Raw genomic sequence first — 12,210 nt, forward strand, 5'->3', positions numbered from 1 at the left:
ACGCGGCATGGGAATGGCAGGACCGTCAGATTTTAGAGGATGCGCTGATTGCGCGCCCGCAGCGGGCTATCCGGCCGTTGCGGCCGGGTCCGGCGCATCAGCGGCCGCACCTGCCTGGGGAAGAGGCTCCATGTCCGGAGCGGGCGCGCCACCGTTGAGATAATGCCGGCGATACTCCGCCAGGAAGCTCTCCAGCGTATCCACCGCCGCGATTTCCTTGGCGATCGCCATGAATTCGACCCCCTTGGAGTCGATCGGCCGGGTCACGATGTCAAAGGCGGCGCCTGAGGGGCTGTCAGACATCTTGGCCACGTATTTCGAGCGCAACCGATCAAGCCCGAGCTGATCGCCGCCAAGCGAATAGGCAATCGCCGCACGCAGTATATCGAGGCGCTCCTGCTCGTCGAGGCGCAGCGGATCCGACCAGCGCACGCCATGCATGCCTTCCAGTTGCTCGCCGGCTTCCTGCCAGCGCTCGCCCTGCCATAGCGTGTCGGCACGCTGGCGGTCGATTTCCGCCCCGCGCAGATTTCCGATCAGCTCCAGCGCGAGATCGGACCGGCCGGTGTCGGTGAGCGCGCGCGCCTCGACAATACGCCGCTGACGATCGAGCGACTTGGGAAGATGCGCCTGGCGCGTCCGGTTCATGACGGCGAGCGCCTTCTCGGGCTTGCGATCCAACAGATAGACCAGCGCCAGATCGGCGGCGATCTGGGCGCGTGCGGCGCCCTTCAGGCGGTTGTCGACCTGATGCTGCAGCAGCTCCGCGGCCTGCCCGAGAAGATCGACCGAAATCAGCCGGTCGGCCAGTCGCCGCACCATCTCATCGCCATTGCGGCCGACGGGCGTCAGCTCGCGAAAATCGTAGTAGAGCGCCAGCGCATCGATCGGCGGCAGGTCATCGGCCTTGCCGTCCAGGAACAGCGTGGTGAAAACGCCGTTCATCTCTTCCTGCATCAGCCGCGTCGTCGGCGAACCCGACTGTGCCTGAATGGCCGCGCGCAATGACGTGAAGGCGGAGCGGTACTGGCCCGTCTCGGCATAAAGTTGCGCCAGGAAGCGCAACGCCTGCAGCTCGACCTCGTCTCCTCGCCAGACCGTGGTCAAGCTCTCGAGCTGCTCCGTTGCCTCGCCGACATCCAGATCGCCGTCGCGGTAGCGCATCCTCAGGGCCCGCAGCTTGGCTTCAGCGGCGCCCGGACGGTCTTTCGAACGCGAGGCGATGTCAAAGGCGCGAAGGGCTTCCTCAAACCGGCCGGCGGCATCCGCGATGCGTCCGCGCAGGATGTCGTAGCGCGTGGCCTGCGCGCGCGTCATGAAATCGGAATCAACTTCCGACAAGAATGCGGCCGCGGTGCCAAAATCGTTGACCTCGACAAGAGACCGCGCACTCACGAGATTGAATTCGGTCAGCAGCTCGGGAGGATAGTTGCCGATGACCGCCTGTGCCCGGGGGATCGCCAGGCGCGCCGCCGTCCACTCACCAAGCGCGGCTTCGGCCATCACCCGCCAGACGGCGGCATCGGGGTTGTCCAGCAGTTCCGACGACTTCAGATTGGCCAGCGCCTCCGTGGGCCGAGAGGCCAGCACGAGAGCGGCTCCCATCAGCATATGGTAGGTTGGATCATTGGCGGCAACGCCGCTTTCCTCGTTGACCAGGCTGAGAATTCCGATCGCCTCGTGGGCGTAGCGGTTGGCCAACTGGAAGCGCGCGAGCTCCAGCCGGGCCGTCTTGCGCTCCCTCGCAGGCAGGGCCGCGACATTCCCTTCAAGCCGCTGCAGCATCTTGAGATAGTCGGCCGGATTGGGCATTGCCAGTCGCGAGAAGTCGATAAAGCCCTGCTCCTCTTCCTCCTGCTGACCGTTTTGATGGATGCTCGAGCCACTGGACAAGTTTCCATTGGACAGCGCCAGACCGTCGGCGCGCTCGATGATGATATCGTCACCCGCGTAGCTCAGCTTCAAATCGTCGACATGCGGCAGGATCGCGACACCATGCGCCGACGTCAGGGTCTGCAATTCGACGAAGGATTGCGCCTTGATAAGGCCACGTGCCGGACCGAGCCCGGTCACCGCGATAATCTGGTCCCCGACCGCCGGGTCATCGATGACGTGAGTCATCTTGGGCGCACCGAATCCGACGCGCAGGACCGAACTGCCATCCCCGCGCACGTTGCGCTCCAGCTGAAGCGGGCGAGACGGCTCCAAAATCATGTCGCCAATGGTCAAGATCCAACCCGCGCCGTCGGTCCCGATGGTGGTCAGTGCCCGATCGGTCAATCGCATTGTCACGGTCTGCCAGCCGCTGTGCTCGGACACGTCGATCGATCGCATGGAGGCTCCCATCGCCGTCTCGATCGCGCGCAGATCGATCGGCACGTCGGTGTCGAACACCAGCCAGACCGAGTTGCCGCGGCGGAACACTGCAGCCGCCACAGGATCGGCGAACGGAAACACGACGCGGACCGTATCGCCGATCCGGCGCGCCTCGACACTGACAAAGTTGCGGATTTCCGCGACCTGGTCCTCGGTGAACGCCTCCGGGTTCGGCGCCTCCGTAACCGGGACCGCCTGCGATCCCGTAACCGGCGCATCCGTCGACTGGGCATAGTCCGATGCCGGCTCCGGGACCGGTTGGATCCCGGTGTACGTGTTGGCCGCAATCAGATCGCCGATGCTCATGGGCTCGACCACCGACCCGGTCTGGCTTTCGTCCACGGATTCGGCGGGCGGCTGTTCGGCACGCATCTCCGCGGCCCGCGCCGGCTCAGGCTGAAGCATCGGCTCCGCCGGCAGTGCGTTGGGCACGGGAGCGCTCTCCGGCCGGGGCACGACCGGCGTCATCGCAGTGGTGGCCGGCTCCGGCATTGCGCCCGATCTATCGTCCGGCATCACGGGCGCCTGCGGTGCAAGCGGCTCGGGAGCCATCGCCGGAGCACTTTCCGGAGATGCGGACGAGCCCTGCTCACGCGAGCTGGGCGCCGACACGCGCTGGGTCACCATTCCCGGCCCCGCGGCCGGTTGAGCGGCGTCGCTCACGCCATCGCCGGCGTCGAGCGGCTGCACGATGTCGATGACGTAGGTCTGATCTTCGCGAAAGGCGCGAATGTCCACCGCGGGATCGACGCGCATCAGGAAATTGAGGGACTCATCCGCATCGAACGCCGTCGCGTCGACTACGCCGACCGGCAAGCGGGCGCGCAACTCACTCAGGTCGAGCTCGGCGGAATGGTTGAAGATCACCTTCACCAGGTCGTCTTCGCGTATGAATTTGGAATCGAAGCGCAATGTCCAATCGAAGACCAGCCGGGTGAATGTGGGGTGTTCACCAATACGCAGCTCGACCTTGGGGCCGGTCCGGTTTTCCAGCTGCGCCTGCTCCAGCTCGCGCACCCGCCGCAGCGCGGCTTCCGCCCTGCGCGCCAGTTCCTGCACCACGTCGTCGGGCAGGCCCGGCGGCAGTCCGGTCCAGTTCGGCGGCAGCAGGTCGATGAACAGCTTCTCGCCCGCTTCCATCGTGTTGATGCGAAGGTCGTGCTTGAGGGCCAGGCGAATGCCGGTGCCGTCGGGATCGCGACGAGCCACGGAAATGTAATCGGATAGGGCCAGCGGAATATCGGAGACCTTGACGTCGACCTCGTTCTCGAACGCGATGCGCAACACGCCGCTGGAGATGCGCGCATCAAACGACGGCAGCAGGGAACGGTCACGGAACGTCAGCACGATGCGGCCGAACCCGTCCTCCGCGCGCGCTTCCACATCGGCCGGAAGGACTTCCGCGGCGGCGGCAACCCGCGACGCGGCAAGCGAAAGCGTCACGGACACGACCAGCCACGTCAAGACGTGACACGCGCCCGCGACAGCACTCAGACACCGCTGTGCGACTGCCCGTCTCGCCATCACCGCTTCAATCCAATGTTCCACTTGTGCCCCAAACACCCATCCTAGGAGGCCGGACTTAACGCGCCCTTACGTCAATCATTCAGATCTTAAGCGACCGTCAGGTCATGAAGCCGAAAACAGCATCGGCGTGAAGGCGGCGGACTGAACGGCAGCAGGGCACAGGCCGCAGGAAACCTTCCCGCTTTGAAAGGCGCGCCGCACCAGGGCCGCGGCGAGCCGCCCCATCCTAGCTTCCGCCGATCTTCGGCAGCTCGGCCATGGGCGTGTCGGCACTCATTCCATTGCCGCCGGTGGCAAGCTCGACGGTCAGCCGCTCAGCCACCTCAGGCGCCATTTTCGCCATCACGTCGGCAAGCTTCACCGGCTTCATCGCCTTGGATACCTTCAGCAGGATGGAGAGTTCCAGGCGATCGAAGATCCGTGCCGCATCCTTGGGCTTCATCGACTCGTACATCTTGGCCAGATTGGCGAATTCCTGCTGCTCCTGCTCCGTCTTCTTGTTGGTGGCGACGCCGATACGATCTTCCAGCGCCTTCATTTCACCGACGCGCTGCTGAATCCGGTTTTCGGCGGCCCGCAAAAGCTGCTCGCGCAGTTCCAGCTGGCGCTCGCGCCCATCGAGCGTTTCGCGGCGCTCCCGCAGACGTTCGAGAACCGCGCGCTCGGAACGCGACTTGCCCAGATCCGGCCGATCGTTCTCGCCGGCGGAAGACATGTCGGCCTCGGGAGCCGAATCCGCGGCCTCCATCCCGCCGGCAACAGCGTCGTCGCCCTCCCCCGCATCGGTGCGAGCCGCGTCCTGGGCGGCCGCCTCGACGACGACCGGCGCGAACACGAAGCCGTCGGAGACGACCAGTGAAGCGCTCTTGAGCACAAGCAGCGCCACAGTCGCAAACAGCACGATGGGGAGAAGACGGAAGTTCACGCCGCGCGCTCCGAGGAACGGCGGCGGAAGTTCTCAAGCCGGGCCGCGGTTTCCGCAGCGGCGGCTTTCAGATCCTTGCCGGACATGGGTTTTGAAGGCGCAGGCGCGGCCTCGGGTTCCGCGTTTCCGCCGGCGGCGTTCCCGTGACCCGTGGAGGCTGTCCTCTGCGGCCGCACGACTCCCGGACGCGCCGCATCGGCGATCTGGCTGATGCGACCTAGCACGGTTTCACCCGTGGAGATCTGCTCGACGAGTTCCAGGGACACGCGCTCGGCCTCGTAGAGACGGTCGCTAAGCGTCGTATCGCAGTCGTTGGCTGTCGCCTTCAGGCCCAGGATCGCGCGCTCGGCGATTTCGGTCGCCGTGATCAGCTCGGAGATCGTCGCCCGCAGAGCTTCCTCGTCGGATCGCAACCGCTTGAGACGGCCGTTGAGCACGACGCAATAGCCAATCGTCAGCATCAGCAAGACGGCGACGAGACCTTCGATGATCATTCCAAGAGGGAGGTTGGTCACGACGTTTCCATTTCTTTCTGCATAGCCCGTTCAAAGGCCGACATGGTCATTTTCTGGCGGTTGAGACCGCGGTTGAGCGCAATCGCGATGTGGCTGTCGACACAGCCGAGACTGCCCGCCGACAGGTGGATATCCCCGCATTTCACGGCCACCGGATCCTTCGGCCCGATGTCGAACATCAAGGTGTCACCGACATCGAGGGACATGATCCGGCTGATCGGCACCTCGGTCTCGTAGAGCACCGCGTCGACTTCCATCTCGGCGGCGTAGATTTCCGTCGCCAGATGGCCTTCCCAGATCGGATCGCGGCCGAACTTCTCGCCCATGAACATCTGCAGCAGCATCTCGCGGATGGGCTCCAGCGTCGCGTATGGCAGCATGATCTCGACCTTGCCGCCACGATCCTCCATGTCGATGCGAAGCTCGACGAGGATGGCGGCATTGGCCGGCCGGGAAATCGCGGCGAACCGCGGGTTGGTCTCCAGACGCTCGAGATTGAAATGCACCGGCGAGAGCGGCGCGAAGGCCTGCTCGGCATCCGCGAGGATGATCTCGATCATCCGCCGCACGAGGTTGATTTCGATGGTCGTGTAGGGACGCCCCTCGACGCGCACCGCGGCGGTGCCGCGGCCGCCGCCCAGAAGCACGTCGATGATGGAGTAGATCAGGCTGGATTCCACCGTCGCCATGCCGAAGCCATCCCACTCCTCGGCCTTGAAGACCGAAAGGATCGCCGGCAGCGGAATGGAATTCAGATAGTCGCCAAAGCGCACGGAGGTGATCGAGTCGAGCGACACCTCGACGTTGTCGGAGGTGAAGTTGCGTAAGGATGTCGTCGTCAGGCGGACCAGGCGGTCGAAAACGATCTCGAGCATCGGAAGACGCTCGTAGGAGACCATCGACGAGTTGATGAGCGCGCGAATGCCGCTCTGGTCGCCCGAAATCGTGTCTTCGATGTTGAAGCCCAGGAGGTTGTCGATTTCCTCCTGATTGAGCACACGGTCGGCGCCGCGGCTGGCGCCTTCCATTTCCGGCTCACTGTCATCGACCATCGAGGCCCAGTGGGCGGCCATGTCGTCCGCGCTGCCAGCGCCCTGCTCCTCGAGCGCGGCGCCCCAGGCCGCGGCGAGATCATCGCCGTCGTCCTCGTCCTCGTCCTCGCGCTGCTCCGCAAGGGCATCGCCCCACGCAGAGTCGATATCGCCAACGTCGAGATCGTCGTCATCATCGGCCATGGTTCGCTCCCACCATCCCGCCCAGCCCTACTGAACGAGAATTTCCTTAAACAGCACACCGTCGACCCGCGCCGGATAGACCGCGGTATTGATCCGGCGCAGCAACTCTTCCTTCAGGCGAAACAGCCCCGCGGAGCCTTCGAGATCCGAAGGCCTCAGCTCACGCAGGTAAACCTGGAACGCATCCAGCACGCGCGGCAGGAACGGCTCGATCTGATCGATCATGTCGTTGTCCGCGACTTCCAGCGAGATCTGCACCTTGAGGTACGTGGCCCGGCCGGTCGCAGCGAGATTCACGGTCACTTCCGGAAGATCGTAAAACACCACGTCCCGGGCCGGAGGAACTTCCGGCTCGACCATTTCCGAGCCTTGCGTGGCGTTGCGCACGGGCGCCCCGTCAAACATGCCGAACATATACGAGGCACCCCCGCCGATCACGAGCGCGCCGACAAGCGCGGCGGCAGCCACCATGATCAGCTTCTTCTTTTTGCCCGCCGCCTCGGCCGCTTCGGCTCCGTCCTCTTCGTCGAGTTCGGCGCCGGTATCCACATTAGCCATTTTTGGCCCCTTGCCGATCCGTTGCGCCCGCTCCCCAGGCGCAACTAGTTTCTAAAGTGTTAATGGTTAACGAAAGGTTTCCAATTCGTTAATGAGCCGGCCCGGGCAGCATTTGCCGGAAGGAAAAATCGCTCGGCAATTCTTGCCCGAACCCAGGCCAGCCGGCCGTTCCGATTCAACGATTTCAAGCATTTAGAAACTGGCACGCCCCATGCAACGTGGTTAACAAGCGCCGCGTCTGGGGAGACTGCGGCGTTTGCTGGGGAGCAAAAGGAATCGTTAACGATGGAGAACGCCGAGCTCATAGGCCTGACTCGCCAGACCGCGCTCATGCGCAAATTGGATGTCATCGCCAACAATCTCGCGAACCTCAATACCACGGGCTACAAGGGCCAGAATCTCATCTTCGAGGAATACCTCATGCCGGTGGCTGAGGCGTCAGAATTTCCTCGTAGGGATGAAACCCTTTCCTATGTCCACGACTATCAGTCGTTTCACGACTTCAGCACCGGCTCGATCACGTTAAGCGGCAATCCGCTGGACGTGGCGATCGAGGATGAGGGCTTCTTCGTGATCGAGACGGCCCAGGGGGAGCGCTACACACGCAGCGGCAACTTCCAGACGGACACCGAGGGTCAGATCGTCACATCCGACGGGCGTCCGGTTCTGGGCGACGGCGGCCCGATCACGCTGGGCCCCACGGATACAGCGATCACGATCGCCCGCGACGGCACGATATCGAGCGAGAACGGTGTGCGCGGCAAGCTGCGCATCGTGCGCTTCGAGGAGCCGCAGGCGATGCAGAACCAGGGCGACAATCTGTTCACCGGTGAGAATCCGATCGACGTCGACTCGCCGCGCCTGTCCCAAGGCGCGATCGAAGGGTCCAACGTACGTGGCGTCGTCGAGATGACCCGCATGATCCAAGTGACGCGGGACTACCAGTCGATCACCAAGATGATGAAGGAGCAGGACGACCTGCTCAAACGCGCCATCAACTCGCTCGGAAGCCTGGAAGCATGATCCGCCCGTGCAGCCCTGAGGAGGCAATCCAATGAAATCTCTTCACATCGCAGCGACGGGCATGATGGCCCAGGAGCTGAACGTCGAGGTCATCTCGAACAACATCGCGAACATGCGCACGACGGGCTACAAGCGTCAGCGCGCCGAGTTCCAGGATCTGCTGTACCAGAACCTGCGCCGCATGGGCACGGCCACATCGGATTCCGGCACCGTGGTGCCGACCGGCGTGCAGATCGGTTCCGGCGTTCGCACGGCAGCGACGACCCGCATCATGTCGCAAGGCAACGTCCAGTCGACCGAGCGCGAACTCGACGTCGCCATTCGCGGCGAAGGTTTCTTCCAGGTCGAGATGCCGGACGGACGCACCACCTACACCCGCGACGGCTCCTTCGAGCGCAGCCCCGACGGCACGCTGGTGACCGTAGACGGCTACACCGTGGTTCCGGGCATCACGATCCCCGACAACGCCAAGGATGTGACAATCAACTCCGAGGGCACCGTTCAAGCGATCATCGGCAACGCCGCCCAGGCCCAGACGCTCGGCCAGATCCAGCTCGCGCGCTTCGTCAACAAGGCCGGGCTCGAGGCCATCGGCGACAACCTGTTCATGGAAACCGACGCAAGCGGTCCGGCACAGGTCTCCGATCCCGGAATCGACAGCACCGGCACCATCCTGCAGCGGCATCTGGAGATGGCCAACGTGGTGGCGGTTACCGAGATCTCCGACCTCATTGCCGCGCAGCGCGCCTATGAGATGAATTCGCGTGTTGTCCGGGCGGCCGACGAGATGGCCTCCACAACCTCGCAACTGCGCTAGAAAGGGAGCGACAGACAATGATCCGTTCCCTCACCCTGATCGCCGCGCTCTGCGCGAGCGTCATGGGCGCGAGCATCCTGGGCACCACGGCCGGCTTCGCCGGCGAACGTCCCGTTCTGCGTGGCGACATCACCGTGGAAAGCAACATCGCCACGATCGGCGACTTCTTCGTCAACGCCGGCCACATGGCGCTGACGCCGCTGTTCCGGGCACCGGATCTTGGCCAGTCGGGAACCGTGTCCGCCTCATTCGTCATGGACCGTGCCGCGTCGGCCGGACTCGCCAACCCCGACCGCGACAATCTCACCGAGGTGATCGTCCGCCGCGCCAGCACCAAGATCACCCCGGACATGATCACCAGCATGCTGCGCGAGGCGCTCGCGGAGCGGATCGGCGCCGTCAGCACGGACAGCATCGACGTCAACTTCGCGCATGCCCTGCCGCGGGAAGAAGCAAGCGCTACCGCCACCGTGCCCCTGTATCTTGAGCAGCTCGACTATTCCGCCCGCTCGGGCCGCTTCGATGCACGGCTGACCGTCCGCCAGGGTCACCGCGACAAGACCATCGCCATCGCCGGTACCGCGGTTGAGACGGTCGACGTGGCGATCCTGGCGCGCCGGCTGCTGCGCGGCGACACGGTGCAGCGCTCCGACCTGTCAACCCAGCGCATTCCGCGCAACCGGCTGCGCGCGGCCAATGTCATCGATGCCGCCGATATCGTCGGCCTGGTCGCACGCCGCAGCCAGCGCCCCGGCCAACCGCTGATAAGCCGCGACTTCCAGCCGCCCCTGATGGTCAAGCGGCGCGAGAAGGTCATCATCACATACCGCGTGCCCGGGATGCTGCTCACCGTCCAGGGACAGGCGCTTGAGGACGGCTCCGAAGGCGACACGATCGAGGTTCTGAACGCCCAGTCGCTTCGCCGCATCGAAGCCACCGTTTCCGGTCCCGGCCGGGTCACAGTCATCAGCGGCACGTCTCACGTCGCCGGTCTCAGGGAGGCGCTGCAATGAGTGCCCAGCGTCTTGGTCTCATCTCCTGCCGCGCATTGACGGCGTGCTGCCTTGCGGCGATCACAGCCGGCTGCAGCGCCGCCGACAGGCTTAAGAACATCGGCGAGGCACCTTCGCTGAGCGCCATTCAGGATCCGACAACCACCGCCGGCTACCGCCCCGTGCAGATGCCGATGCCACAACCGACCCAGGTTCACTACAGCCCCAACTCGCTGTGGCGTTCCGGCGCGCGCACCTTCTTCAAGGACCAGCGCGCCCGCCAGATCGGCGACATCCTCACCGTTCTGGTGACGATTTCCGACAAGGCGGAGATCGACAACGCGACGTCCCGTTCGCGAACCTCCTCCGACAGCGTCGGCGCCGGCGGGGCGATCGGCAGCGCGATCGACACGATCCTGCTGCCCGCGGGCATGGCGGCGAGCAACCTCGCCGACATTTCCTCCGGCTCCAACCAGAGCGGTTCAGGATCTGTGGATCGCGCGGAAGTGCTGCAGACGACCGTCTCCGCGGTCGTCACCCAGGTGCTGCCGAACGGCAATCTCGTGATCGAGGGACGCCAGGAGATCCGGGTGAACTTCGAAGTGCGCGAGTTGATCGTCGCCGGTGTGATCCGGCCCGAGGACGTGGGCGCAGAGAACACCATCGAGTCGTCGAAGATCGCCGAGGCCCGCATCTCGTATGGCGGCCGCGGGCAGATCACGGAAGTCCAGCAGCCGCGTTACGGCAGCCAGGTCCTCGACATCATCCTGCCGTTCTAGGACGGCCCCGCCTGCGTCCCACGGGGCGCAGGCCTTGCCGATACGGTCACATGCTGCCGGTGTCGGGATCTGGATTTTCGCCAGGACCTTCGCCGGCCAGAGCCCCCGCAGATCGCCCCCGCTCCCCGGGGCCGATCCGCGAAAACGGGCGCGGCGCAATGCTCCCCAGCGTGCCGCGCCCGTTTTGATTCAACAAACACGACAACCCGGCCGGCAGCGCGAACGAGGCCGGCAGCACGACAGGACACGGTCCAACGCGCAGTCAAAAAGAAAACGCCGCCCGGAGGCGGCGCTAACAAATCTCTGTTTTGGAAGGAGGTCTTCCCGCTCAATCGTCGCGATAGACGCGTTCGCGGCGCTCGTGGCGCTCCTGCGCTTCAACCGACAAGGTGGCGATCGGCCGGGCGTCAAGACGCTTCACCGAGATCGCTTCGCCGGTTTCTTCGCAGTAGCCGTAGCTGCCGTCCTCGATGCGCTGCAATGCGGCGTCGATCTTGGAGATCAGCTTGCGCTGCCGATCCCTTGCACGAAGCTCGATCGAGCGATCCGATTCCGACGATGCCCGATCCGCGAGATCGGGGTGGTTCTGGCTTTCCTCCTGAAGGTGGGTCAGCGTTTCCCGACTTTCACGGAGGATCTCTTCCTTCCATACGAGCAGCTTGGTGCGAAAATACTCGCGCTGCCTCTCGTTCATGAACGGATCGCCCTCTTTGGGACGATATTCTTCCTCAACTGCAACCGTCATGAGCAACTCCGGAAACCTACTAAGGCCGGGCGGAATATAGCGGCGCTCTCGCCCCACGACAACGCCGGAGATATGAAATTTCCGTCAAACAAATACGGAGGGCAAAAATCCGCAGGGTCCTGCCGGATCCAAGGCCTCAAAGCGTCCGCATCGACCCGTGCAATTGCTTGAAATCCAAGGCGCTGCAACGCGGAACCGTCGCTCAAGCGGGAAACCGGCCAAGCTTGGCGAGCTCGACGCGGGCGCGCAATTCTATGTCGTCAATCATCGCTTCCAGCGACGGATCACCCGATGGCGCGCGCATGCTGATGAGCTGGGTGATTCGCTCCAGCCGCTCGCCCGGGACATTGCCCGCAAGCAGCGCCGCATGCATCGCCTCCAGTGCATCGAGCATGTCGTGGCCGCGCTTCACCGCCCGTTTGCGGCCCACCAACGGATCGTCAATCTCCTGCAACGACAACAGCGCGTCGACGCCATGCACCGCGCCGCTGCCGGCGACCGTTCCCGAGCGGGCGCTTTCCGTGGGCTCCTCGGTGGAAAAGGTCGCCCCGGACTTCTTGTTGCGCTTGGCGGCCGGGCGCGATTGCACGCCGGACAGATTTCCTGGGCCGGAAATTCGCATGATCGTCGAGTGTTCCTCTGGCTTTGTGTGTCACAGGCAGAAACTGCCACCAGTGTAATGCAATTTTCCGCCAAGCGGCAGAATTTGCCGAGACGG

General features: G+C 64.2%; 11 protein-coding genes. 4 read left to right on the forward strand and 7 right to left on the reverse strand.

Annotated elements, in window-relative coordinates; genetic code table 11:
- Positions 1–66: 66 nt before the first annotated feature.
- The 5 genes from D1F64_RS15715 to D1F64_RS15735 all read right to left on the reverse strand — a co-directional run bounded on the left by D1F64_RS15715 (position 67) and on the right by D1F64_RS15735 (position 7,136).
- Complete coding sequence (locus tag D1F64_RS15715) at positions 67–3,840, reverse strand: hypothetical protein (RefSeq protein ID WP_162901601.1); 3,774 nt, start codon at positions 3,838–3,840, stop codon at positions 67–69.
- A gap of 289 nt (positions 3,841–4,129) precedes the next feature.
- On the reverse strand, positions 4,130–4,828 hold the full coding sequence (locus D1F64_RS15720; protein WP_117413193.1) for a hypothetical protein: 699 nt from the start codon (positions 4,826–4,828) through the stop codon (positions 4,130–4,132).
- The gene (locus tag D1F64_RS15725; protein WP_248304483.1) at positions 4,825–5,343 is read right to left on the reverse strand and encodes a DUF6468 domain-containing protein; all 519 of its coding nucleotides are present in this window, start codon (positions 5,341–5,343) and stop codon (positions 4,825–4,827) included. Before D1F64_RS15725 ends, D1F64_RS15720 begins: the two co-directional genes overlap by 4 nt.
- The gene (fliM, locus tag D1F64_RS15730) at positions 5,340–6,578 is read right to left on the reverse strand and encodes a flagellar motor switch protein FliM (protein ID WP_117413195.1); all 1,239 of its coding nucleotides are present in this window, start codon (positions 6,576–6,578) and stop codon (positions 5,340–5,342) included. The genes D1F64_RS15725 and fliM overlap by 4 nt, the downstream gene beginning before the upstream one ends.
- A 27-nt stretch (positions 6,579–6,605) precedes the next feature.
- Complete coding sequence (locus D1F64_RS15735; protein ID WP_117413196.1) at positions 6,606–7,136, reverse strand: flagellar basal body-associated FliL family protein; 531 nt, start codon at positions 7,134–7,136, stop codon at positions 6,606–6,608.
- A 285-nt stretch (positions 7,137–7,421) separates the two neighbouring features.
- Between D1F64_RS15735 and flgF the strand changes: the two genes are divergently transcribed.
- From flgF to flgH, 4 genes are read left to right on the forward strand one after another with little or no spacing between them, the layout of a single operon-like run.
- Positions 7,422–8,159, forward strand: a complete 738-nt coding sequence (gene flgF / locus D1F64_RS15740; protein WP_117413197.1) for a flagellar basal-body rod protein FlgF — start codon at positions 7,422–7,424, stop codon at positions 8,157–8,159.
- 31 nt (positions 8,160–8,190) lie between these two features.
- Entirely contained in the window at positions 8,191–8,976 is a 786-nt protein-coding gene (flgG, locus tag D1F64_RS15745) for a flagellar basal-body rod protein FlgG (RefSeq protein ID WP_117413198.1), read from the forward strand.
- Between the two features lie 17 nt (positions 8,977–8,993).
- Entirely contained in the window at positions 8,994–9,989 is a 996-nt protein-coding gene (flgA, locus tag D1F64_RS15750; protein WP_117413199.1) for a flagellar basal body P-ring formation chaperone FlgA, read from the forward strand.
- The gene (gene flgH, locus D1F64_RS15755) at positions 9,986–10,747 is read left to right on the forward strand and encodes a flagellar basal body L-ring protein FlgH (protein ID WP_117413200.1); all 762 of its coding nucleotides are present in this window, start codon (positions 9,986–9,988) and stop codon (positions 10,745–10,747) included. Before flgA ends, flgH begins: the two co-directional genes overlap by 4 nt.
- 328 nt (positions 10,748–11,075) lie before the next feature.
- Here the strand turns inward: flgH and dksA are convergent, their stop codons facing one another.
- Positions 11,076–11,492, reverse strand: coding sequence for an RNA polymerase-binding protein DksA (gene dksA, locus D1F64_RS15760; protein ID WP_117413201.1), 417 nt, complete (start codon positions 11,490–11,492; stop codon positions 11,076–11,078).
- A gap of 202 nt (positions 11,493–11,694) precedes the next feature.
- Entirely contained in the window at positions 11,695–12,081 is a 387-nt protein-coding gene (locus tag D1F64_RS15765) for a flagellar assembly protein FliX (RefSeq protein ID WP_205470495.1), read from the reverse strand.
- Between the last annotated feature and the right edge of the window lie 129 nt (positions 12,082–12,210).

Source organism: Breoghania sp. L-A4, from assembly GCF_003432385.1.
Lineage (GTDB): Bacteria > Pseudomonadota > Alphaproteobacteria > Rhizobiales > Stappiaceae > Breoghania.

Coding starts and splice junctions, on each gene's coding strand:
- flgF (WP_117413197.1), top strand. CDS start 7,422: ATGGAGAACGCCGAGCTCATAGGCCTGACTCGCCAGACCGCGCTCATG.
- flgH (WP_117413200.1), top strand. CDS start 9,986: ATGAGTGCCCAGCGTCTTGGTCTCATCTCCTGCCGCGCATTGACGGCG.
- flgA (WP_117413199.1), top strand. CDS start 8,994: ATGATCCGTTCCCTCACCCTGATCGCCGCGCTCTGCGCGAGCGTCATG.
- dksA (WP_117413201.1), bottom strand. CDS start 11,492: ATGACGGTTGCAGTTGAGGAAGAATATCGTCCCAAAGAGGGCGATCCG.
- D1F64_RS15735 (WP_117413196.1), bottom strand. CDS start 7,136: ATGGCTAATGTGGATACCGGCGCCGAACTCGACGAAGAGGACGGAGCC.
- fliM (WP_117413195.1), bottom strand. CDS start 6,578: ATGGCCGATGATGACGACGATCTCGACGTTGGCGATATCGACTCTGCG.
- flgG (WP_117413198.1), top strand. CDS start 8,191: ATGAAATCTCTTCACATCGCAGCGACGGGCATGATGGCCCAGGAGCTG.